This is a genomic window from uncultured Methanobrevibacter sp. (genome assembly GCF_934746965.1).
Taxonomy (GTDB): domain Archaea; phylum Methanobacteriota; class Methanobacteria; order Methanobacteriales; family Methanobacteriaceae; genus Methanocatella.
The window spans coordinates 25,434-48,116 of record NZ_CAKVFS010000008.1 but is presented as its reverse complement, the minus strand read 5'-3'; the positions used below and the strand labels follow the sequence as shown (position 1 = coordinate 48,116).

General features: G+C 28.8%; 25 protein-coding genes. 8 read left to right on the top strand and 17 right to left on the bottom strand.

The genetic code is table 11. The features are described from left to right. Positions 1-6: 6 nt before the first annotated feature. A complete protein-coding gene (locus Q0984_RS07550; RefSeq protein ID WP_299525937.1) occupies positions 7-747 on the bottom strand; it encodes an ABC transporter permease in 741 nt (246 codons plus the stop codon). A 171-nt stretch (positions 748-918) separates the two neighbouring features. Here Q0984_RS07550 and Q0984_RS07545 point away from each other — a divergent pair, with 171 nt between their 5' ends. Further along, positions 919-1,854 carry a CPBP family intramembrane glutamic endopeptidase gene (locus Q0984_RS07545; protein WP_299525935.1) on the top strand — a complete coding sequence of 312 codons (936 nt, stop codon included), beginning with the start codon at positions 919-921 and terminating at the stop codon, positions 1,852-1,854. 22 nt (positions 1,855-1,876) lie between these two features. Here the strand turns inward: Q0984_RS07545 and Q0984_RS07540 are convergent, their stop codons facing one another. The 4 genes from Q0984_RS07540 to Q0984_RS07525 all read right to left on the bottom strand — a co-directional run bounded on the left by Q0984_RS07540 (position 1,877) and on the right by Q0984_RS07525 (position 5,879). Continuing rightward, positions 1,877-4,000: a heavy metal translocating P-type ATPase gene (locus Q0984_RS07540; protein WP_299525932.1), complete on the bottom strand. Its 2,124-nt coding sequence runs from the start codon at positions 3,998-4,000 to the stop codon at positions 1,877-1,879. 10 nt (positions 4,001-4,010) lie between these two features. Further along, positions 4,011-4,271, bottom strand: a complete 261-nt coding sequence (locus Q0984_RS07535; RefSeq protein ID WP_299525930.1) for a DUF6110 family protein — start codon at positions 4,269-4,271, stop codon at positions 4,011-4,013. Positions 4,272-4,552: 281 nt separating this feature from the next. Continuing rightward, positions 4,553-5,455 carry an SPFH domain-containing protein gene (locus tag Q0984_RS07530; protein WP_299525927.1) on the bottom strand — a complete coding sequence of 301 codons (903 nt, stop codon included), beginning with the start codon at positions 5,453-5,455 and terminating at the stop codon, positions 4,553-4,555. Positions 5,456-5,465: 10 nt separating this feature from the next. Continuing rightward, positions 5,466-5,879: an NfeD family protein gene (locus Q0984_RS07525; RefSeq protein WP_299525924.1), complete on the bottom strand. Its 414-nt coding sequence runs from the start codon at positions 5,877-5,879 to the stop codon at positions 5,466-5,468. A gap of 179 nt (positions 5,880-6,058) precedes the next feature. Between Q0984_RS07525 and fdhD the strand changes: the two genes are divergently transcribed. Then, positions 6,059-6,889 (top strand): formate dehydrogenase accessory sulfurtransferase FdhD, encoded by an 831-nt coding sequence (fdhD, locus tag Q0984_RS07520; RefSeq protein ID WP_299525921.1) that lies wholly within the window; start codon positions 6,059-6,061, stop codon positions 6,887-6,889. A 14-nt stretch (positions 6,890-6,903) separates the two neighbouring features. Here fdhD and Q0984_RS07515 read toward each other — a convergent pair whose 3' ends face one another. Genes Q0984_RS07515 through Q0984_RS07505 form a run of 3 tightly spaced genes read right to left on the bottom strand, consistent with a single transcriptional unit; the run spans position 6,904 to position 8,301 of the window. Then, complete coding sequence (locus Q0984_RS07515) at positions 6,904-7,227, bottom strand: carboxymuconolactone decarboxylase family protein (protein WP_299525917.1); 324 nt, start codon at positions 7,225-7,227, stop codon at positions 6,904-6,906. Positions 7,228-7,286: 59 nt separating this feature from the next. Next, complete coding sequence (locus Q0984_RS07510) at positions 7,287-7,712, bottom strand: RNA-binding protein (RefSeq protein WP_299525914.1); 426 nt, start codon at positions 7,710-7,712, stop codon at positions 7,287-7,289. 34 nt (positions 7,713-7,746) lie between these two features. After that, the gene (locus Q0984_RS07505) at positions 7,747-8,301 is read right to left on the bottom strand and encodes a 50S ribosomal protein L15e (protein ID WP_299525911.1); all 555 of its coding nucleotides are present in this window, start codon (positions 8,299-8,301) and stop codon (positions 7,747-7,749) included. 206 nt (positions 8,302-8,507) lie between these two features. On the opposite strand from Q0984_RS07505, the gene Q0984_RS07500 reads away from it, so the two are divergent. The 6 genes from Q0984_RS07500 to Q0984_RS07475 all read left to right on the top strand — a co-directional run bounded on the left by Q0984_RS07500 (position 8,508) and on the right by Q0984_RS07475 (position 14,178). Further along, positions 8,508-8,906 carry a DUF3795 domain-containing protein gene (locus Q0984_RS07500; protein WP_365907235.1) on the top strand — a complete coding sequence of 133 codons (399 nt, stop codon included), beginning with the start codon at positions 8,508-8,510 and terminating at the stop codon, positions 8,904-8,906. Positions 8,907-9,131: 225 nt separating this feature from the next. Next, positions 9,132-10,754: an ABC transporter substrate-binding protein gene (locus Q0984_RS07495; RefSeq protein WP_299525905.1), complete on the top strand. Its 1,623-nt coding sequence runs from the start codon at positions 9,132-9,134 to the stop codon at positions 10,752-10,754. A 41-nt stretch (positions 10,755-10,795) separates the two neighbouring features. Continuing rightward, a complete protein-coding gene (locus Q0984_RS07490) occupies positions 10,796-11,791 on the top strand; it encodes an ABC transporter permease (RefSeq protein ID WP_299525902.1) in 996 nt (331 codons plus the stop codon). Beyond that, the gene (locus Q0984_RS07485) at positions 11,781-12,617 is read left to right on the top strand and encodes an ABC transporter permease (RefSeq protein ID WP_299525899.1); all 837 of its coding nucleotides are present in this window, start codon (positions 11,781-11,783) and stop codon (positions 12,615-12,617) included. Before Q0984_RS07490 ends, Q0984_RS07485 begins: the two co-directional genes overlap by 11 nt. A gap of 11 nt (positions 12,618-12,628) precedes the next feature. Beyond that, a complete protein-coding gene (locus Q0984_RS07480) occupies positions 12,629-13,561 on the top strand; it encodes an ABC transporter ATP-binding protein (RefSeq protein ID WP_299525896.1) in 933 nt (310 codons plus the stop codon). A 2-nt stretch (positions 13,562-13,563) separates the two neighbouring features. Further along, positions 13,564-14,178: an ABC transporter ATP-binding protein gene (locus Q0984_RS07475; protein ID WP_299525894.1), complete on the top strand. Its 615-nt coding sequence runs from the start codon at positions 13,564-13,566 to the stop codon at positions 14,176-14,178. Positions 14,179-14,190: 12 nt separating this feature from the next. On the opposite strand, the gene Q0984_RS07470 is transcribed toward Q0984_RS07475, so the two are convergent. The 9 genes from Q0984_RS07470 to Q0984_RS07430 form a co-directional block, all read right to left on the bottom strand. Next, positions 14,191-14,826, bottom strand: a complete 636-nt coding sequence (locus Q0984_RS07470) for an HPP family protein (RefSeq protein WP_299525892.1) — start codon at positions 14,824-14,826, stop codon at positions 14,191-14,193. A gap of 14 nt (positions 14,827-14,840) precedes the next feature. Next, the gene (locus Q0984_RS07465) at positions 14,841-15,665 is read right to left on the bottom strand and encodes a 4Fe-4S binding protein (protein WP_299525889.1); all 825 of its coding nucleotides are present in this window, start codon (positions 15,663-15,665) and stop codon (positions 14,841-14,843) included. A gap of 69 nt (positions 15,666-15,734) precedes the next feature. Then, positions 15,735-16,694: a carbohydrate kinase family protein gene (locus Q0984_RS07460; RefSeq protein ID WP_299525887.1), complete on the bottom strand. Its 960-nt coding sequence runs from the start codon at positions 16,692-16,694 to the stop codon at positions 15,735-15,737. A 9-nt stretch (positions 16,695-16,703) separates the two neighbouring features. Further along, positions 16,704-17,594: a formylmethanofuran--tetrahydromethanopterin N-formyltransferase gene (locus Q0984_RS07455; RefSeq protein ID WP_299525885.1), complete on the bottom strand. Its 891-nt coding sequence runs from the start codon at positions 17,592-17,594 to the stop codon at positions 16,704-16,706. 24 nt (positions 17,595-17,618) lie between these two features. Continuing rightward, on the bottom strand, positions 17,619-18,665 hold the full coding sequence (locus tag Q0984_RS07450; protein WP_299525882.1) for a hypothetical protein: 1,047 nt from the start codon (positions 18,663-18,665) through the stop codon (positions 17,619-17,621). Between the two features lie 4 nt (positions 18,666-18,669). Beyond that, complete coding sequence (locus Q0984_RS07445) at positions 18,670-20,040, bottom strand: 4Fe-4S binding protein (protein WP_299525879.1); 1,371 nt, start codon at positions 20,038-20,040, stop codon at positions 18,670-18,672. Beyond that, on the bottom strand, positions 20,037-21,071 hold the full coding sequence (locus Q0984_RS07440; protein WP_299525876.1) for a 4Fe-4S binding protein: 1,035 nt from the start codon (positions 21,069-21,071) through the stop codon (positions 20,037-20,039). Before Q0984_RS07440 ends, Q0984_RS07445 begins: the two co-directional genes overlap by 4 nt. Further along, a complete protein-coding gene (locus Q0984_RS07435; RefSeq protein WP_299525873.1) occupies positions 21,072-22,196 on the bottom strand; it encodes a nickel-dependent hydrogenase large subunit in 1,125 nt (374 codons plus the stop codon). It abuts the gene before it with no gap. Beyond that, positions 22,193-22,642, bottom strand: a complete 450-nt coding sequence (locus Q0984_RS07430) for an NADH-quinone oxidoreductase subunit B family protein (protein ID WP_299525870.1) — start codon at positions 22,640-22,642, stop codon at positions 22,193-22,195. Before Q0984_RS07430 ends, Q0984_RS07435 begins: the two co-directional genes overlap by 4 nt. Between the last annotated feature and the right edge of the window lie 41 nt (positions 22,643-22,683).

Genomic DNA, 22,683 nt, shown 5'->3' with positions numbered 1-22,683 from the left:
AACCACCTACCAGAATATTCTTTTTTCTACAAGTCCAAAGACATAATCAAAGACTAAACCAATTAAACCAATGACTAACATACCTACAACAGTAGTTCCAGTATCAAATAAATTTGTAGATGTTAAAATTAAATATCCTAAACCACTACTTGAACCAATCATTTCTGCTGAAATAGTACACATTAAAGCTATCCCAATACCTACTTTAAGTCCTGATACTATATGTGGTACTGCAGAAGGTAGAATAACTTTTGTAAGTACTGTTTTATCATCTGCCCCTAATGTTTGTGCAGATTCAATTAAAACTTTATCTGTTCTTTTAACTCCATCAATAGTATAAATAAGAATTGGGAAAACACAACCAACAAAAATAATAAATATTGCTGGAGCAGTTCCTATTCCAAACCATAAAATTGAAAATGGAATCCAAGCTATTGGAGGTATTGGTCTTAATACACTAATTACAAAGCTACAAAGAGTTTCTAATTTATGATACCATCCAAGTAATATTCCTAAAGGAATAGCTACAACAGATGCAAGAATCATACCTCCAAACACTTTAAATAAAGTATCCATAGTGTCAACAAACAATTCTCCAGATTGAATAATTGACCAAGCAGAAGTACAAACATCTACTGGACTTGGTAAGAAATAAGGATTAACTAATTCTAAAACAGAAGTTATAATATACCAGATAATTATAATAAAAATTGGTAAAATTATCGGTGAAAACTTATTCTTATTCATTAAATCACATACATAAAACTTTTTTTTACATTTATTAATATTGATTGTATTTTTATATAAATATTTCACACGATTTTAAGTAGATAATCACAAATCAATATTGAAATAAAAAGGTATATATATCGGAAAAAGTAAAATAAATGTTACATAACATAACAGTGAGGTGTACAATTGGAAGCAAATAGAAGATTTTTTTCAAAAATTGGATTTAATTATTTTGCACTAGGAATTATAATAGTAGTATTAAACATAATTATTGGATTAATAATAAATGCAATTGATCCAAGAATATTATCCAATCAAACACTTATGACATTTTTCTCAGCTATTTGGACTTATCTCTTACCCTTACCAATATTTATTTATATAATGAGAAAAACAGAATCAAAAACTCTTGAAAAACATAATATGAATATAAAAACATTTATAATTTGTATATCAATTACAATGTTTTTAATGTGGATTGGAAATATGATGGGAGTTGTTATAACTGCAGGAATCGGTTCATTAATCCAACATGATGTAGTTAACCCAGTTAATGAAGTGATAAATAACTCCGGTTTAATTGCAAATTTAATTATAATAACTTTAATAGCTCCAATATTTGAAGAATTGATATTTAGAAAATTGTTGATTGACAGAACTATAAAATACGGAGGTACTATTTCAGTACTTTTATCTGCATTATTATTTGCATTTTTCCATGGAAATTTAAGTCAATTTTTCTATGCATTTCTCCTTGGAGGATTTTTTGCAATAATTTATATAAAAACTGGACAAATCAAATATACAATCGGTTTACACATGATTATAAACTTCATAGGGTCTGTTGTTAGTTTATTTGTTTCACAACCATTAATGGATTTAGCAAATGGAAGTGTCCTTTCACCAACAAGTACAGTTGGCGTTTTATTATATATTTTAATAACACTGGGACTAACATTTATGGGTTTAATTTATTCCATCAAATACTTTGATAAAAGTAAATTTGACGGTAGTGAAAAAGAAATTATTTTAAAAAATCCAGTAGATACAATTCTTTTAAATCCAGGAATAATTTGTTTTATCTTATTGATGTCTTATACAATATTCACATCAATAGCTTAATTAAAAAAATAAATTAAGAAGTTTATGCAGTTTCTACTGCATTCACTTCTATTTCTCTTGGTTCTTTTAATACAGAACGAGTACTTAAAGCTCCTAAAAGCATAGTTGATAAATTATGTATTAATGAAGATACAGAAGGAGTTATAATTCCAAACATACCTAATGCAATTAAAGTACCATTAATACCAATTATACTACGATAATTAGTATCTATTTTTTCTAACATACCAACACTTAACTTTCTAAGTGTTACTAAGTCATATAAATCATCAGATAATAATGAAATATCTGCAACTTCCCTAGCTATATCTGAAGAGTTTTTCATTGAAACAGATACATCAGCAGCAGCTAATGCTGGAGAATCATTTATTCCATCCCCAACCATTATAACAGTTCTACCTTCTTCTTTTAAACTTTCAATAATACTAGCTTTATCTTCTGGAAGCACTTGAGATTTGTATTCAGTTATACCTAATGCATCAGCACTACTTTTTGCACCGCTTTCACTGTCACCAGTTAACATGATAATATGTTCAATGCCTGTATTTTTAAGTTGATTAATAACTTCTTTAGCTTCAGGTCTTACAGGATCACTAATACAGATAATACCTTCAAGTTTACTATCAATAGCTAAGTAGACAACAGAATATTCTGAAACTTTTTCCTTAATGAGTTTTTCTTCTTTTTTAGATATTTTTATACCTTCATCATCAAATAAAAAGTGCCTACTTCCTATAACTGCACGTTTACCATTATAACTTGTTGCAATACCATGAGCCACAATGTATTCAACTTCACTGTGATCTTCTTCATGTTTTAAACCTTCTTTTTCAGCTTGTTTTACAATAGCAGTAGCAATACTATGTGCAAAATGCTCTTCAATACATGCAGCCATTCTTAAAACTTCATCCCTACTGTAACCTCCAAGAGGAATTACATCAGCAACTTTTGGAGTTGCATTAGTAAGAGTTCCAGTTTTATCAAAGACTATAGTGTCCGCAGTTGCATATTTTTCAAGGAATTTTCCACCTTTAACCATCATCCTATTATCTGAAGCCTCTTTCATAGCTGAAATAACAGATAAAGGAGTAGTTAATTTAAGTGCACATGAGAAATCAACCATTAAAACAGATAATGCTTTTGTAGTATTTCTAGTTAAAATATAAGTAATAAATGTTGTAAGGAAACTATATGGCACAATAGAATCTGCCAATTCCTCAGCTTTACTTTGAGCATCTGCTTTTAATTCTTCGGAATTTTCAATAAGATCAATAATTTTATTTAATCTAGTTTCTTTATCAAAAGAATAAACTTGAACAATCAAATTACCTTCTTCAATAACAGTTCCAGCATGGACAGTTTTACCAAGATGTTTATGGACAGCTAATGGTTCCCCAGTCATAGTTGCCTCATTAACCATTCCTTCACCATCAATAACTTTTCCATCAACAGGTATTACATCACCCATATGAACTTTAATTTTATCATCTTTGTTAATTTCTGAAATAGATTGTTGTATTTCTTCACCATCATCATTTACCACCCATACAGTATCAATATTTAAAGTTAAACTTTCTTTCAAAGTACTTTTTGTTTTTTGTAAGGTGTAATCTTCAAGCAAATCAGAAATTGATAATAAGAACATCATTGAGCTTGCAGGACCAAAATCTTTTTTAAGAAGTGATCCTGCAACTGCTGCACCATCAAGTAAAGCAACATCTATCCTAAAACTAGTTAAACTATCCAAACCATGCCAAATATATTTAGCACCCCTATAAATAGTTAACAAGTTTCTAAATGGAATAGGTAATATAATTTTACTTAATACCCTTCTTACAACCATACTTGACAATTTAACCCAAAAATTATTAGTTAATTCATTTGAAGTCATATACATATCTGGTTCAACTTCAACTAAATCATCAGCAGTTATATTATCAAGTGCATCAAAGACTCTTTTTCTGTTTTTAACATCATCATAGTAAATTAAAATACTTCCATTTCTATGAGATGTAAAAACTTTTTCAATAAAATCGTTTTCTAAAAGTAATGAAGCAATACCATAACCTTCTTTCTCAGTGAAAGCTGCTTGGCCTGAACGAACCCTAATTCTGGTTCCGTTATTATACATTACTTGGTATTTCATGTTTTAAACCTTATTCTTTGTCTTCAACATAAATAGCTTTTTTATCATCTTTGTTAGCATCAACAACAATATCTTCTGCATTTTGAACCATGTCTTGATAACATTCTTCAGCATCTTTTTTTGCAGATAATACAGCAGCCATACCTTTAGTACAACTATCTTTTACTGTTTTAGATTCTAATATTTTTTTACCTGCAATAGCTGCAGCCATTCCTCCAACAAAAATTAATGCATGTTTATGTTCCATAATTTTATTAATATATTCTTCCATAATTATTTCCTCCTTAATATAATAATTAATAAATAGCAAACCTAATATTTTAGGTCTACCTAAAATGTATGTTTATTATAATATATAAATTATTAGACTAAAAATACTAAAATAACATATGCTTAGCTAATAAAACACATACCTACACAAATATTAATTCAAGGCCATATATAAAGTTAAACATTTTTAAGAACACCTAATAAACCTCAATTAAACTTAAAATCCATGTACAAAAGTTAGACTGCCCTAAAAAATGTTAAAAAATAGAAAAAATAAAAAAATTATTTTTTATCTTGATTAAATAATTCAGAAATACCTGCAACTGAACCTAAAACTCCACTAGATTCAAGAGGTAAAAATACTTTACTGGCCTTCCCATCAGCTATTTTTTCAAGAGATTCCAAATATTTAACAGCTATTAAACCATCATCAGGATTTCCTTCATGAATTGCATTATAAACTTTTTCAATAGCTACAGCTTCACCTTCAGCTCTAAGAATAGCAGCTTGTTTATCTGCTTCCGCCATTTTCTTAATAGATTCTGCATTACCTTCAGCTTCAAGGATAGCAGCTTGTTTATCACCTTCAGATTTTTTAATTTCAGATTGTTTATAACCTTCAGCTTCAAGAATTGATGCTCTTTTCATCCTTTCAGCTTTCATTTGTTTACTCATTGCATCAACAATATCCTGTGGAGGTTCAATTTTTTGAATCTCAACACGAACAACTCTACTACCCCATTTATCAGTAGCTTCATCTAAAACTTCACGTAATTCTGTATTAATCATTTCACGAGAAGTTAAAGTTTGATCTAATTCCAAATCCCCAATAATATTCCTTAAATTAGTTTGAGCAAGTTTAGTGATAGCTTGATAAAAATTAACAACATGATATGTTGCATTAAAAGCATCTACAACTTCATAAAATATAACACAATCAACTACAACAACCGTATTATCTTTAGTAATAACTTCCTGAGGAGGCACATCTACAACTTGTTCCCTTAAATCTACTTTCTGTAATGATTCAATAAATGGAATTAAAACAACAATTCCACTACTTGCAGTTCTTTGATATTTACCTAATCTTTCAATGACTCCTTTTTCATAAGGTCTTAAAATCTTAATACATTTAATCCCTATTATAACTAACAGTACAACTACTAAAATAGCTATTTCAATCATATTATCCTCCTTAATCTATTTTTTTAACGATTAACTTAATACTATCAATTCCAACAACTTCAACATTTTCACCAATGTTCAAAATGTCTTCACTATAAGCAGACCATTCTTCACCCATCACTTTAATTACAATATTATCTTTTATTTTATTCAAAACAACACCCCTTTTTCCAATAAGCCTTTCAGGAGTTGCTTCTTTAGTTGGATTTTTAGTTATTTTTTTAGCAAATTTTCTAGTACATATAATTAAAATAAAAGAAGATAATGCAAATCCAATAAATTGAATATACTGATCAAATCCTAAATAATTTAGTATAATCGCTACAATTGAACCTACACCAAACCAGACTAAAAAAAAGCTAGTTGTAACTAATTCCATTATAAAAAAGATAACCATTAAAGCTACCCAAATATAAATATCCATATGAATCTTTCTTTTAATTTTTTATAAATAATTGTTTTAGTTATAATATAATTTTATTTATAATTTATCATACTTAATATTACCGTTTAAACACATCATTATCTCAACAGAGAAATAATGATTAAATAGATAACTTAAAATATAACAATTGTTAATAATAAAAGCAAGAAGGCAATAATATGGAATTTATCAAAACAATACCTGTAATCAAATGGAAAAACAAAAAATACGAAAAAAACGAAGAACAAACTGTTGAAGACAAATATGCTTATTTATTTATAGATTATTTACCTCCAAGAAAATTTTCAGTTTATCCAAAAAATTTAGAGGACTTTGCAATTGGATATTGTCTTGGAGAAGGATTAATAAAAGCAAAAGAAGACCTAAAAGAAATTAAAATAAGTAAAACTAATATATTAATTAAAACCCATCTAAATCATACACCTGAGGAAGATTTTGAACAGGACGAAATAATTCAAAGGAAAAAAGGAAATTGTGAACATGCATGTGTCTGTAGACTACTAGAATATCAGGGAGTAAATTCAGACAATGCTGGAGGAATAAGATCACAATTAAAAACAATAACTCCTAATAATTCCACTTTAAAAATCAATGCTACACAAATTATAAAAGACATGCGAAATTTAACAAAAAACGCTAAAATTTGGGAAAAAACTGGAGGTGTTCATGTAGCCCAATTAATTTATAACAATAAAACAATCATACGAGAAGATGTTAGTAGACATGTAGCTGTAGATAAAGTTATTGGAGCTGCATTTAAATTAGGCTATGATTTAACACAATCTTATACCACATATAGTGGAAGGATGCCTGCAGATATGATTATAAAAGTAATAAGAGTAGGAATACCTATCATTATTTCAAACGCTGCACCTGCACATTCAGGGTATGAAATAGCTAAAAAAGGCAATATAACTATGATTGGTTTTGTTAGAGAAAATAGATTTAATCTTTATAGTGCTCCTGAAAGAGTAAATCTTAAAAAATAAAAAAAGAAGAAATATTACATTTTTGTAACGCTGTTTAAAGTTTGAACAGCTTTACTAAATGCAGGCATTCCTGAAGTTAAAAGAACTATCTTAAAAACATCCATTATTTCTTCTTTATTAATTCCCAATTCACCAATACCACTTTCTATTTGTTTTTTAGTAGCTTTAGAATCAGATCTTGAAGCTGCAATTCCAATAGCTATTAATTTTTGAGTTTTATAATCAAGAGAATATCCCTCATAAAGTATTTCATTCATGTCCTTAGCAAGGCCATAAAGATCAGGATATTCATTTTCAAGCTCTTTAATTCCTTTCCCATAGAAAACTTCATTTTTCATATAACCACTCACCTAATTTGATTGATTATAATATAAAAATAAGTTCTATATAAAAGTAATTAATTATTTTCAATAGCTTCACGAACTTTATTAATAGCTATTTCTTTTTTAGCAGGATATGCTGCTATTTTAACTTTAAGATGAATTGAATCTCCAGAATCAACAATTTTTATTTCTTCATTAATTGCATCTTCTTTAGATAATCGTAAAAATAGATTTCCTTTATCATCAACTTTACGTTCCAAATCATTATTTAATTTGTCAAGTTGATTTTGATCTAATTGTAAAAGTAAATTAAAAAAAGCTTTTGTCTGTCTTTTTTTGTCTACAACACCAGACAATATAATAATTTTATCTTCCATTAATCCTTCTGCTTCTTCAATTTCAATTTCAGCATCAGGAAGTATATTGTAAATAGCTTGAGTTAATTCATCGAGGTTTTCACCTTCATAAACAAACTCTCGGAATCGAATATTATGTATCATTTTATCAAAAAAGGTATTTAGAAAAAGGAAAAATTTATTTCCTTCTTCTTGCTTGTTCACTACCTTTTCCTTTAGAAGTTAATCCACGTCCTTTAGTTCCAGCACTAGTCAAACCTCTAAGAGCTCTGTTAGTGTGTTTTTTGGAGCAAATCCAATTAATTTTTTTATCGTTAACGATAGAAGGACTTTGTGGATCCACTAAAATAACTTCATAATATTTATATTTACCGTCAGCCCATACCCAGTAAGAGTTTAATACTTCTAAATTAGGGTATTTTTTAGCTACACGTTCTTCAGCAATCCTTTGAATAGATTTAGCTTGAGTAATTTTATTTACACCCATTCTTTTAGGTTTACGTCCACCTATAAAACGAGATTTCCTTCTTCCACCACGTCTTACTCTAGTTCTTACTACAACGAAACCTTTTTTAGCTCTGTAACCTAAACTTCTAGCTCTATCAATTCTAGTAGGTCTTTCAATTCTTTGAACTGCTGATTCTCTTCTCCATTTAGGAGCTCTTTCCCACATTAATTCCCTTACATAGGATTCATCTGGGTTTTTCCATGCATCTCTAATATATTTATACATAATAACACCTTTTGTTCAGCTTTCTTAAAAAAGCCACATCCATGAGACAATGTCTCTAAAAAAGTTATGTAATCGTCAATAAAATAACGATAATACAATATTTGTTTTATTTATTTATATAGTTATTGGGAACTTTATAAAAAGAAAATTAGAATTAAAGAATTATTTATAATCAATCCCATATAATATTAACGAGGATGAAAAGTATGAAAATGCCTGAAAAATTAAATCCAAAACTGCTTGCACCATGTGGAATAAATTGTATTAGTTGTGAAAGATATCAAAATCCATGTGTTGGATGTTTAATAGGTAATGATGGAAAAACTAAAGCTAGTCTAAAATGTAAAATTAAAACATGCTTTGATACAAAAAATTTTAGTTATTGTGGTAGATGTAGCGAATTTCCATGCCCTCAAATGAAAAAGCATGGGAAAAAATACATGAAAAGACATGATTTAAATACATTAAATAGTGCTAGAAGAATAAAAAATATGGGTATTGGAAAAATAATGGAAGAAGATTATGAAAAATGGGTTTGTCCACAATGTGGTGGAATCATTAAATTTCAAACTAAAAAATGTAGCGAATGTAATTACTCAATTTAATTAATACTCCCTATTTAAAGAAGTTAAAAAAAAGTAATACTAATTTATAATACTCCATATTTAAACAAATGCCAAAAAAGTAATAATTATTACTTTTTTGATTAAATTAAGGCTTTTAATAATACTTTTTTTAGTAATATTTATATAAAACTTAGAATAATAAAATTTAATAGATTATTATTACATAATCAACAACATTTTAAAAAATAGAATAAAGTGAATGCAATGAATAAGAAATATATTATTGGAATATGTATTATAATTATTATAATAATTATAGGATGTGCAGTCTATTTCGGACAATCACATGCAGAACGTGCAGATAATGAATTAGTAGTTGCAGCTTACAGTCATGGAGGAGAACCTGACATGGGTTTTGACCCTATTTTAGGCTGGAATTATTATGCAGAACCATTAATACAAAGTACATTATTAAAAATGAACAGAAACATGAGTTATGAAAATGATTTGGCTACAAATTACACAATAAGTGATGATTATAAAACTTACACAGTTCAAATAAGAGATGATGTTAACTTTACAGATAATACTACATTAGATGCAGATGATGTAGCATTTACTTACAATGAAGCTAAAAAAAGTGGATCTAGTTTAGATTTAAGTAATTTAAATAATGCAAAAGCATTAAATTCAACAACAGTTCAATTTAACTTAAACAAATCAGATTCTACATTCTTAGATAAATTAGCATATATTGGAATTGTACCTTCTGATTCATACAACAATGAAACATATGGAAATAATCCTATTGGATCTGGACCATATAAATTTGTACAATGGGACAAAGGTCAACAAGTAATTTTAGAAAGAAACGATAATTATTATGGCACTCAACCAGAATTCAAAAAATTAACAATTCTCTTTGCACAAAATGAAGCAGCACTTAATGCTGTTAAAAATAAAGAAGTAGATGTTGGTGCAGTACCTTTAGCTTATGCAAATGAAAAAATTGATGGATATGAAATGTATTTAATGGATAGTATTGATGTTAGAGGAATTTCATTACCAAACACAAATGATACTGGTGAAACAAATATTGATGGTGGAAAAGTTGGTAATAATGTAACTGGAGACCTTGCAATTAGACAAGCCCTAAATTATGGTATTAATAGATCTAATTTATGTGAAGGTGCATTAAATGGATTAGGCTATCCAAATTATGATGGTATTGCTCATCAATTACCTTGGTCCAATAATGAAACAAAAATTAATGATGGAGACATATCCAAAGCCAATAAAACATTAGACAATGCTGGTTGGATAGATAATGATGGTGATGGAATTCGTGAAAAAAACGGGGTTAAAGCATCATTCGGATTATATTATTCATCTGACGCTCCTGAAAGGCAAGCAATTGCAGTTTCTGTTTCAGAACAAGCAAGACAAATGGGAATTGAAATAAATGCAACTGGAACAAACTGGGATGAAATGGATAAAGTTAAAAATTCACAAGCAATTGTCTGGGGCTTTGGTAGTACTGATCCTTCAACAATATGGTCAGAATATTACAGCACACAAGCAGGTCTTGGAAATAACAATCCAGCTTATGTAAATAATAGTGCTGTTGACCAACACATCAATAATGCTCTTAAACAATCAAGAGAAGATTCTTACAGTGAATGGTCTAATGCAGTTTGGGATGGAACAAACGGTATTTCACCTCAAGGAGACAACTCTTGGTTATGGATTAGTGAAATAAAATATGGATATTTCGTTGATGACAGTTTAGATATATCCAATGACACTGCACTATTACAACCACATGGTGGAGATATTTTTGGAAATATTTATGATTGGAAAAGAACATCACCAATAAACACTAAATAGACTTTCTTTTTCTTTTTTATTTTTTATAGGTAACTGATAATATGGAAAAATATGAAAAAATACTTAGATTTTTAGGTTATAAATTAATAAGATTTATTATTCTAATTATAGTGATTATCCTTTTTAGTTCATTGTTAATTGAATTATCCCCAATAAACCCTGTGAAAACTTATATAAGTAATATTATCGTTAGCCCAGAACAAATTTCTGCTCTTGAAGCATATTGGGGTGTAAACGAACCCATAACCACCAAAATGTTAAATTGGTTAAATCATGTTATTCATGGAGATTTAGGAAACTCATTAATATATAGAGTTCCAGTTATTGATGTTATTAAAGAAAAATTTAGTGCATCATTAGTTTTAATGGCTACTTCTTGGGCAGTTTCTGGAGTACTTGGATTCGTTTTAGGAGTTATTGCAGGATATAAGAAAGATACATGGATAGACAAAATAATAAAAGTTTATTGTTATATTTTACAATCTGCACCAACATTTTGGATTGCATTAATCATCCTTATGATATTTAGTACTCAACTTGGATGGTTCCCTTCAGGATTAGGAGTTCCAATTGGTAGTTTAACTCAAGACGTAACCATTTGGGAATGGTTAAATCGTTTAATTTTACCTACATTAACATTGAGTATTATTGGTGTGGCTCAGATTGCAATGTACACTAGAGATAAATTAGTTGAAGAAATGAATAGTGACTACTTTTTATTTGCTAAAGCAAGAGGAGAACATGGTTGGGATTTAATAAGAAGACATGGTATTAGAAATATACTATTACCTGCTATTACATTGCAATTTTTAAGTTTTAGTGAATTATTTGGAGGAGCAGTTCTTGTTGAACAAGTATTCACATACCCCGGAATAGGTCAGGCAGCAGTAAGTGCTGGATTAAACAGTGATGTTCCATTATTATTAGGAATCATATTATTTAGTACAATATTTGTTTATATTGGTAATTTAATAGCTGATGTAATTTACACGTTTGTAGATCCAAGAATTAAGGAAGGTGCAGAAAATGAAAAATAAAAATCTAATTTCAATGAATTTAAGGACAAAAACATTGTTAACTATTTCATTAACTGTATTCTTGTTAGTTGTCATTGTAATTTGTAGTTTATTTATAGACCCTAAAAATATCACTACAAATTTCTCAATAATAAATCAGTCCCCATCTTTTGAACATTTATTTGGTACTGACTGGATGGGAAGAGACATGTTCACACGTACCCTAAAAGGATTAGGTTTAAGTATTCAAATTGGAGCTATTGCATCAATATTAAGTTCAATAATTGCAATCACTTTAGGATTATTATCAAGTTTCAACAAATATTTAGACAGTTTTATTTCATGGATTGTAGATTTAGTCTTATCTGTTCCACATATTTTATTAATTATAGTTATTTCCATCTGTCTAGGTGGCGGTGCATTTGGTGTTACAATAGCTGTTGCATTAACACATTGGACATCATTAACAAGAGTACTTAAAGCTGAAATAAAACAAATACAGACTTCAGATTATGTAAAATTATCTAAAAATCTTGGAAAATCCAAATTATGGATAGCTAGAAAACAGATATTACCTTTAATTACAAGTCAAATAATTGTCGGAACTATATTAACATTCCCTCATGCCATTATGCATGAAGCTAGTGTTACATTTCTTGGATTTGGTTTATCACCCCATGAACCTGCAATAGGAATTATTTTATCTGAATCTATGAAATATCTTGCAACTGGAAATTGGTGGTTAGCATTATTCCCTGGTTTATCTTTATTAATAATAGTATTACTCTTTGATATAGCTGGAGAAAGCATTAAAAAGCTAATTAATCCTGCAAGTGCAAATGAATAAAGGTGAAAATTATGAATAAATTATTAAATGTGAAAAATGTCTCAATTTCATTTACACAATATACTAAAGGATTACATCAAAATAACCTTAAAGTTATCAATGATTTAAGCTTAGATATAAATGAAGGTGAAATTTTAGCAGTATTAGGTTCTAGTGGATCAGGAAAAAGTTTGCTTGCCCATGCAATATTAGGTATTTTACCCGAAAATGCTAATTTAAATGGAGAAATAAAATATGATAGTGAAATATTAACTCAGGAATCAAAAGAAAGATTAAGAGGTAATGAAATATCATTAATCCCCCAATCAGTTAATTTTTTAGACCCATTAATGAAAATAGCTGATCAAGCTATTGGAAAAAATAAAACTCCAGAAAAAATAGCTAAACAAAGAGAAATATTTGAAAAATATGGGTTAAGTAAAGAAGTAGACAATATGTACCCATTCCAATTATCTGGAGGTATGGCTAGAAAAGTTTTAATATCTACAGCACTTCTTTCAAATCCAAAATTAGTTATAGCTGATGAACCAACACCCGGATTAGATCAAAAATCAGTGAAAGAAACTTTAAAACATTTAAAAGAATTAGCTAAAAATAATGTTGGAGTTTTACTTATTACTCATGATATATATGCTGCATTAAGTATTGCAGATAAAATATGTATATTTTATGCAGGTTATGTAATTGAAATAGTAAATACCAAAGACTTTAAAGAAGGTAAAAATTTACTTCATCCTTACACTCAAGCATTATATGATTCATTACCTCAAAATGGTTTTAAATTAACAAAAGGACACCAACCTTCACTTGAAGAAATTCAAAATGGTTGTCCTTATTATGATAGATGCGATTCACATTTAACTCAATGCCAAGATCAAAATCCACCATTGGTAAATTTAAAAGATAAGAAAGTTAGATGCTTTAAATATAAAGAGGAGATATAAAAATGGAATTAACTGGAAATAATATATCATATAAATATCCTTCTTCAAATAAATATATTTTAAAGGATGTTAATATTTCATTAAATAGTAAAAAAATTACCGGACTTATAGGAAATAGTGGAAATGGTAAATCTACATTGTGCAAAATATTATCTAATTATATCCCAAAATATGAAGGTGAAGTATTTTTAAATAATGAACCACTTCCCAAAAAAGGATTTTGTCCTGTTCAATTGATTTTCCAACATCCTGAAAAAGTAATGAATCCCAAATGGAAAATGAAAGACATTCTACATGAATCATGGGATGTTGATGATGAATTATTAAATGAATTTGGTATTCAGAAATCCTGGATGAATAGATTTCCAAGTGAACTTTCAGGTGGAGAATTACAAAGATACTCTGTTTTAAGATCATTAAATCCTAAAACAAAATTTTTAATAGCTGATGAAATGACAACAATGTTAGATGCTGTAACTCAAGTACAAATAATAGATTCAGTTATTAAGATTATTAAAAAAAGGAATATTGGTTTACTTATTGTAAGTCATGATTTAGATTTAATTGATACCATCTGCGATGATAAAATATATTTAAAAGATATTAATAATATCTAAACTATTAATATCTTATTTTCTGGCATTTCCTACTTTACGAGCAATTACTAATTCCCCAACAGATATTAACCCTGCGAAGAAATTTTCGAGACCTTTAGTTGCCCAAATAGCCTCCCCAAAAGTAGCATTCCTAATAATTTCCTCATATTCTTTTGGTTTAACTCTTTTACCCGTTGCTCTTTTAGAAACTATAGCAGCTGCAGACATTAATTCTTCCCAAGTTATTCCTTTTAATTGTTTGCACATTGCAACATATAACTTATAAACTTTAATATCATAAAGTGCAGACAATAATTCTACAATATCACAAGAACGAATCATACCTACAACTTGATTATCATCATTTAAAACCGGTACAGTAACAAATTTGTTATTAGCTGTTTCTATAACAGCTATTCTTGAAGGAGCATTTTCATTGATAGTGGTGATTTCTTCATAAGAACTCATAATCTCTTTTATTTTTTCATTTCCTTCACGTAATCCCCTAGTAATTTCAAAAGAAGTTACCCAACCAATTAGATGTTTATTTTCATCCACAACCGGACATGTGAACCTTCGTATTTTTTCCATAGTTATAGAAACTTCTTTAACACTGTCCTCAGGACTTATATATACAAATTTTTTATCCATTAACTCTTTAGCTTTCATAAAAAACAACCTCTTTAGTCAATATCAACAAAGTTCAACGCCCCAACTGGACAATGACTTGTACAATTAATGCATCTTATGCATTTGTCATTATTTAATATAACTTTCTCCCCATCTAACCAAATAGCTTCCACAGGACAGTTTTCTTCACATAAATAACAATTAACACAAATATCCTGATTAACTTCAAGATTTTTAGTATGAACAACAGGACCAATAGTTCTATCTAATTTAATAGAATCATTATCACAAAATTGAACACAAGACCCACAGCCAATACATAATTTTTCATTAACAACAGGATATAAAATATCCTCCTCCAGCTCAATACCTGTATCAATATTTAAATCTTCAAGATAAGATTTAAATTCTAATGTGAAAGCTTTATTTGGACAAAATTTAGCACAATTATCATAATTAGTAAGGTTAGAATAATCAATAGAAATACTATCCATCCTAACAACCCTATGTGGACGACTAATACTAGCTAAATTATATTCAATAGCATCATCACCATTTTCATCATCATATGAAACTTTATTATCAATTAACTTAATAGCTGAAACTGGACATGTTTGGACACAAATTTCACATTTAACACAATTATGAGTGATTTTAGCTATTTTAAAAACATTAGCTGATTCAATAGCACCAACCGGACATTGATCAACACACATATTACATCTTACACAACGAGGTGCAATAGCAATAATTTCTTTTTGAGAAAAGAATTTATTTAGTTCAAACTGGAAATCATCACCATTATCATGTATTTCTACAGATTTTAAGAGAATTTCACGCTCTAAACCAGTAATCTGCTTATCAAAAGACACATCCATACTATTACCAACTAAATAATTTTCATATTTAAATTTAACTTTTGTTTTTAATAATTAATAAACATTGTTTTAATTTATAAACTCATTTAAATCTTTTAAATTAGGGAATTTTTCCATTCCAAAACCTTCAATAGCCCTACTAGCTACCCAGTTTCCAAGTTTACATGATTCTTCAAGAGAATAATCATTCAACATGCCATATAAAAACCCACTGTTAAAACTATCTCCTGCACCAGTTGTATCAACAACATCACATTCATATGTCGCAACATCACATTCTTCATTAGAATTAATTGCAAAAACACCTTCAGATCCTTTTTTAACAACTACTGTTTTGATACCTTCATCCAAGATATGAATAGCTATTTCTTTTATAGATAATGAATCAACACAGTCCATAATTTTATAATATTCTTCATATAATAATCTTAATTCAATTTCATTAATTAATAATATGTCTGTTTTATCCAGTATAGGTTTTAATTCATTTAATCCTTTTTGAACATATAACATCCCTGGATCAAAGCTCAATAAAATATTATCATTAATTTTATCTAATAGTTCAATTTGAGTTTTGAATGAATCACCAACAAATGAAGTATAATGTATTATTTTACATTTAGTAAGATTTAATAAATTAATTTCATTTAATGCAATGTCATCATTAACTCCAGGATCAACATAAAGACAACGTTCACCTTTTGTATCAACAAACCCTAATACTTTGCCAGTATTACCTTCATCTGCATAAATTAGATTATTAGTATAAACTCCATTTTTAGCTAAATTTAATTCTATTAAATCACCATCATCATCTTCAGCTATTTTACCAATTATTGATGAAGGACAACCTAATCTAGCCAATCCAATTACAGTATTTGCTGCAGATCCACCAGGAGTATTTTTTTGAGATTTAATAAAGCTTTCTTCATCATTACATGCAATATTTTCAACTGTATGCAATTTATCTACATTTAAAGCTCCAAATCCTATTACTTCAACATTAATGTCACTATCTAAAAATTCCATTTTAAAACCTTATTTTAAAATATCCAATAAATTAATATTTTTATCTCCAAGCTTTCCATCATAATTACCTGCAGATATACCAATTACCCCTTCAACTTCTAAAACCGCATCAATTCCAGCTTTTATAGCTTTATTCATTGCTTCTTCACTTGTTGCATTAATTACAATTTCAGGAATGTATTTAACACCCTCCCCAACTTTAGATTCATCACCTAAACGTTCTTTTAAGGAAGGACAATAAACATGATTAGTAGTAGGCCCAATTTCAGGATAATTAGTTTCTGGTTTTGAAGCTGCAGAACATATATCAAATGGTGCTATAGCCCCTTCAACTGATTGAATTGCATCAAGAGCTCTTTTTCCACCTTCTAAAACTGATTCTTCAGTTTCACACAAATACCAAAAATTACCCCCCATAGTACCCTTATTTAAAGATAATTTTTCCTCAATTTGAAAATCAGGAACAGCGATTGGAACATTAATCAATTTACGGCCATATTCTTCAATAGTCCATTCATATCCATCACCACAATGTCCTACAATATCCATCATTTCAATACATTCATCACTTTGACTATCCGGATAATCAAAAACTTTCATAAATGGTTTAACTAAAATATCCTGCCTAATTCTATAAGATAATTCGAATGCAAATTTTTTTACATTATCTCCACCAAGCCAATATTGTACTACTGCACCATATCGTCCATCAGGAGTTTCATCTTTTGATAAAAATCCTTCAACTCCACCTTCTACTCTTCCAATTACAGCACTTGGAGTTGATGTTGAATCATACGCTGCTCTTTCAACCAATTCACTAGTAGGACCAGTGATTAAAGCTCTTACATATTGACCTTCAAAAGCTTCAAAAAATGTATCTTCTACTTTTTCATAACTCATTTATATTACCTTCTTAATTATTATTTAACCTAATCCACCAACATCTTGGCCACGAATATTATTTCTCATTTCAATACTTTCTTCCAAAATATCATCAAAATTTTCTTGACTAACCAACTTAATAAGTGGATATTCAATATTTTCAAATATTCTAAAAAATTCTTTATTGATTTGAGAATTTATTTTATAATCTTCAAATAACTTTTTCAAGTCCTTTGAATTATTATAATCATGAATAAAATTTAAAACTGTAGTTTTATCATTTTCAACATAAATATTTGCTATCACTGCTGTTGCAATTGCACTAGGAGATACAATAGCAATTTCAGATTCTTTCAATGGATACTCATTACCATTAAATGATATGCTAATTCCATTATTATTACGTGCAAATCTCAATGGTTCAACATCAGTAATACTATCTCCAATGTATAAAATTTCATTAATATCAATATTATTTTTAGCTATTATATTATCAATAGCTAATTTTTTACCTTCACCACCTACAACATCAATATTTTTAATATTTTTATAAATTTCCATTTTAGGAATCTCATTAAAGAAGATATTATTAAACAATTCATAATCTTCAGGATTTTCCAATATTTGTTCTTTAAATTTGATAATTTTAACTATTTCTTCATCAGTTAGATTTAACTCATCTAAATCAACCTTAGTATAATATGTATTTTTAAATGGAAACTCCATAAAATTAGATACTGCTTCAATATATTGACCATAACTAGTACTAACTATATAAGTATTCATAGCATTTTGCAAATATTTTAATAGAAATTTTGAATCATTGACTGCATAAATATGATTTTGTGAAAAACTAATCAAATCATTATTTTTAAGATTTTCAACAACAAAAAATGGTAAAATTAACTTTAAAGTATTGCCTGCCTTGTAATTTTCCTTTTTAATTTCATCAACTAAATAATCATCATATAAACTAAGAATTTTAAATAAATCTCCGCCATTCTCAATGAAATGTACACATAACTCAAAAGCATTATCATTTAAAGTAAGTGGACCTTCACAATCAGTAATAAATGATTTTTCAAACACACAATCACCTGAAATTAACTAATTTTATTGCAGTTACAGGGCAAATTGATTCACATTGCCTACAATATATACAATTATCCTCATTAAAAATAATTTTATCATTTTCTAACGTTAATGCTAAAGTAGGACAATTTTTTACACAAATTCCACAAGCTTGACATTTTTCATTAGCTAACAAAAAGTCAGCTTCCCTTTGACCTTTTAAATTAGATCTACTAAAGAACAAATCTAATCCTTTACTATGGAAATAATCATCATAAGCATTAATAGCCCCAAATTGACAATTTTCAATACATTTACCACAGTAAACACACTTATTTTTATTTATAACAATAGGTTTTGGAGCATCAAGTGATATTGCATTTGTTGGACAGTCATTTAAACATTCTCCACAAGCAATACATTTATTTTCAAATACTTCTATATCCCTATTAATTAAATAAGAGTCAAATAACTTGTCAAATTTTTTAATTTCAATATTTTCACCTAAAATTAAATTTAACTCTCTATTCATCATGTCATTAACTTTATATTCTATATAATCCTCATAATTAGCATCATCAAATTCCAAAGATAAAATATTAGATATTTTTTGAAGAGACCTGTTTAAACCAATTAAATCTAACGAAAGTCTTTTCATATCTTTATCTACAATCTCAGAAGCCATGTCATAAGATTTAATTTCACTATATAATTTAAAAGCTTTTTTACGTGAAGAATATTTAATAGCTGTTGATGGACATGAATGCATACATTCTTCACATCTGGCACAATATCCCGGATTAATATAAGGTAATTTATTAGTTCTAGAAACATTAATTGCACCTGCAGCAGGACAAACTCTCATACAAGTCATACAACCAATACAAACGTCCTGATTAACAATAATGACCTTTCCACCTTTAACTGTTTTTGGAAGAAGTTGACCATATTTAATAGCATCTGTTGGACAAACTCTAAAACAATACCCACACCTAACACAAGTATCTGGATTTATTACACTGTAAGCTTCACCAGAACTAGAGGTTTGAATATGAATCGAACCTGTTTTACATGCCTGAACACATGCTCCACAAGATTTACATAATTTTGTATTAATATTTGGAACATTTTCTTTAATTGGATCCGCAATATCTACATCAAGACTTATTGCATCATAAGGACAACTATTACGACATAAAACACAACCAAAACAAGTGCTTTTTATTTTAACAAAATTATCAGTAGAATCAATATAAATTGCTCCAATTGGACAAGATTCAAGACATGGTTTATCTATACAATTTACACATTTAGTTTGATCAATTGAAGATTCAACCTCTACATCTCTCAAAGGTCTTGGAGTTTTAGTATAACTATCAATCATAACACTCAATCCATAATTAAATCATCATTTAAATTTGAAGCTTTAACAGCAACATGAATAATTTTTTCATCATTTTCAAAAGAGAATTTAGATATGAAATAATTGATTGTTGAAAATGGACAAGATTGATAACAAATACTGCAACGTAAACATTTATTTTCATCTCTTACAATCATATCCTTACTCTTATCAAAGAAAATTGCACCTGTAGGGCAATCTGGAATACACATTTGACATTTTTTACAAGAAGAACTATTCCAATCAATAATTCTAATTTTAAGTCTATTTACCGTGTTTTCCAATATTTCCAAAGCCATTTCTTCATCTGGAATGATATTTAACACATCATCCAGTATAGTAGAAAGTGGGATTTTATATTGCAGTAACCTATCTTTTTCTAAAGATCTTAAATCTTCTTTTTTATTAACAATATATCTTTCAAGAAAATCCACTGTTTTAGCAATTAATTCCTTTTGATCTTGTAAATTATCAATGAAAACACCTTTCATAGCACCATGTACTGGACAAACATCAAGACATTCACCACAAGAAATACATTTAACTTGATTTACAACAACTTTACCATCATCATTAACATAAATCGCATCAACTGGGCATTTTTTCATGCATTTTTTACAACGAATACACAAATAATCATCAATAATAAATTGCCTTTTAGAAGGAATAATATTAAATTCTGGTTTCAATAAATGATTTTCACCACATTCTAAAGTTTTAGGTTCCGTTGGACAAACCTCAGCACAAAAACCACAGCGAATACAAGCAGATTTATTTATCATTGGATAAGTAATGCCCTCTTCTGTTTCATCATCCTCATCACGAACTAATTTAATTGCATTTGGGGCAGGACATGAAGCAATACATGCACCACAACCTATACAATATTCTTTAATCACTACCGGAAAATCTCTAAATCTATCAGGTTTTTCTACAATCTTTGAAGTAGTTTTAGCATTAGCAAATCCTTCCGCCCATGCTTTCCTAGCAAAATCATAAATATACCACATTAAAGAAGACATTTACATTACCTCAAAAATATTTTTAGTAGTTGTTTTACCTTCTTTATCAATAATAGCTACTCTTTCTGCACATGCAACACAAGGATCACTTGATGCATAAGTAGCTACTGCATCTGCAACAGTTGCAACATTTTTAAGCATGTATTTTGCACAAGAATCCATATTTGCAATACTCGGAGTTCTAATAGAAATATGTTTAATTAGATTACCATTAGTTTCCATCATATAACTTACTTCGCCACGAGGTGCCTCATTTTTCCATTCAGCATATCCTGATTTAATATCCACAGGAACACGAATATCCCCATCAGGAATATTTTCAATAGCTTGCCTAATCAAACTAATACATTCAGGAATTTCATCAATCCTATTTAGAGTCCTTGCATAATTATCTCCTTCACTTCTCCAAATAGTTTTAAAATCAAAATTATCTTTATAAGTATAATGATCTTCTCTTAAATCATGCTTTAATCCAGAAGCTCTTCCAATAGGTCCTACAGCCCTTCCCTTAATAGCTTCTTTTTTAGTCATTACACCAACATCATGAGAACGCATACCAATAGCTGGACCTTCAGCATAAATTTCTCTTAATCTAGGAATTCTTTCCTCAATTATTTTTAAATTTTCAAGAATTGGTTTGAAATGGCGCTCATCAGCATCCATTTTAACACCACCAACAACATTCCACCCCATATTAACCCTATTCCCAGTTAATAACTCAATAGAATCCATAGCATATTCCCTTATATCCAAAGATTGCATAAACAATGTTTCATGATCAATTGACTTGAAAAATGTAGAATTACCTAACAAGTGACTTTGAATTCTATCTAACTCATTTGTAATAACTCTTAGAAATTGAGCTCTTAAAGGAGGATAAACTCCAGAAATTTGTTCAATAGTTTCCGCAAATGATTGTGTATGTTCATAAGAACATATTCCACAAATTCTTTCAGCTAAAAAAATACCTTTTTGCCAAGGTTTACCTTCTATTATCTTTTCAATTCCTCTATGAACATAACCATATTCAATTTCAGCTTTAACTACTTTTTCCCCATCAGTTTGAAGTTTAAGTCTCAATGGTTCTTTTAAATAAGGATGGATTGGACCAATAGGCAATATCATTTTCTTTCCCTCCCACGATTAGCAATAGCTTGTGGACCAACAGACAATATAGCTTCTAAAATTTCACTAGGCCTAGGCGGACAACCTGGTATAACTGCATCAACAGGTATAAAATCAGAAGCAGGAGCATTAACTTTCCCACCTTCCTGATTAAATACATCGCCAGATTGTGGACAATTTCCAACAGCCACTACAATTTTTGGTTCAGGAGCTTTATCATAAACTCTCTTTAAATTATCAATCCACTGTTCAGTAACAGCACCAGTCAATAATAAAACATCAGCTTCACGAGGATTATTGTGAACATAAATACCATATTGTTCCAAATCATATCTTGGAGACATTAATGCAACTAATTCAACATCGCACCCATTGCATCCCCCACAATTCACAATACAAACATGAATTGAACTTTTCCTCACAACATCCCTAATAGCATTTAACATCTATAAGCCTCTCAAATTATTAATTATTATATTTATAGTAT

Bases quoted from the DNA above. Each gene is read 5' to 3' on its own strand.
- Q0984_RS07460 (WP_299525887.1), bottom strand. From the start codon at position 16,694: ATGGAATTTTTAGATAGTGACATTAATGTTGAAGTAATAGGATTTGGA.
- Q0984_RS07490 (WP_299525902.1), top strand. From the start codon at position 10,796: ATGGAAAAATATGAAAAAATACTTAGATTTTTAGGTTATAAATTAATA.
- Q0984_RS07430 (WP_299525870.1), bottom strand. From the start codon at position 22,642: ATGTTAAATGCTATTAGGGATGTTGTGAGGAAAAGTTCAATTCATGTT.
- Q0984_RS07470 (WP_299525892.1), bottom strand. From the start codon at position 14,826: ATGAAAGCTAAAGAGTTAATGGATAAAAAATTTGTATATATAAGTCCT.
- Q0984_RS07530 (WP_299525927.1), bottom strand. From the start codon at position 5,455: ATGATTGAAATAGCTATTTTAGTAGTTGTACTGTTAGTTATAATAGGG.
- Q0984_RS07475 (WP_299525894.1), top strand. From the start codon at position 13,564: ATGGAATTAACTGGAAATAATATATCATATAAATATCCTTCTTCAAAT.
- Q0984_RS07540 (WP_299525932.1), bottom strand. From the start codon at position 4,000: ATGAAATACCAAGTAATGTATAATAACGGAACCAGAATTAGGGTTCGT.
- fdhD (WP_299525921.1), top strand. From the start codon at position 6,059: ATGGAATTTATCAAAACAATACCTGTAATCAAATGGAAAAACAAAAAA.
- Q0984_RS07480 (WP_299525896.1), top strand. From the start codon at position 12,629: ATGAATAAATTATTAAATGTGAAAAATGTCTCAATTTCATTTACACAA.
- Q0984_RS07435 (WP_299525873.1), bottom strand. From the start codon at position 22,196: ATGATATTGCCTATTGGTCCAATCCATCCTTATTTAAAAGAACCATTG.
- Q0984_RS07495 (WP_299525905.1), top strand. From the start codon at position 9,132: ATGAATAAGAAATATATTATTGGAATATGTATTATAATTATTATAATA.
- Q0984_RS07550 (WP_299525937.1), bottom strand. From the start codon at position 747: ATGAATAAGAATAAGTTTTCACCGATAATTTTACCAATTTTTATTATA.
- Q0984_RS07535 (WP_299525930.1), bottom strand. From the start codon at position 4,271: ATGGAAGAATATATTAATAAAATTATGGAACATAAACATGCATTAATT.
- Q0984_RS07500 (WP_365907235.1), top strand. From the start codon at position 8,508: ATGAAAATGCCTGAAAAATTAAATCCAAAACTGCTTGCACCATGTGGA.
- Q0984_RS07510 (WP_299525914.1), bottom strand. From the start codon at position 7,712: ATGATACATAATATTCGATTCCGAGAGTTTGTTTATGAAGGTGAAAAC.
- Q0984_RS07465 (WP_299525889.1), bottom strand. From the start codon at position 15,665: ATGGATGTGTCTTTTGATAAGCAGATTACTGGTTTAGAGCGTGAAATT.
- Q0984_RS07485 (WP_299525899.1), top strand. From the start codon at position 11,781: ATGAAAAATAAAAATCTAATTTCAATGAATTTAAGGACAAAAACATTG.
- Q0984_RS07440 (WP_299525876.1), bottom strand. From the start codon at position 21,071: ATGTCTTCTTTAATGTGGTATATTTATGATTTTGCTAGGAAAGCATGG.
- Q0984_RS07455 (WP_299525885.1), bottom strand. From the start codon at position 17,594: ATGAGTTATGAAAAAGTAGAAGATACATTTTTTGAAGCTTTTGAAGGT.
- Q0984_RS07515 (WP_299525917.1), bottom strand. From the start codon at position 7,227: ATGAAAAATGAAGTTTTCTATGGGAAAGGAATTAAAGAGCTTGAAAAT.
- Q0984_RS07525 (WP_299525924.1), bottom strand. From the start codon at position 5,879: ATGGATATTTATATTTGGGTAGCTTTAATGGTTATCTTTTTTATAATG.
- Q0984_RS07505 (WP_299525911.1), bottom strand. From the start codon at position 8,301: ATGTATAAATATATTAGAGATGCATGGAAAAACCCAGATGAATCCTAT.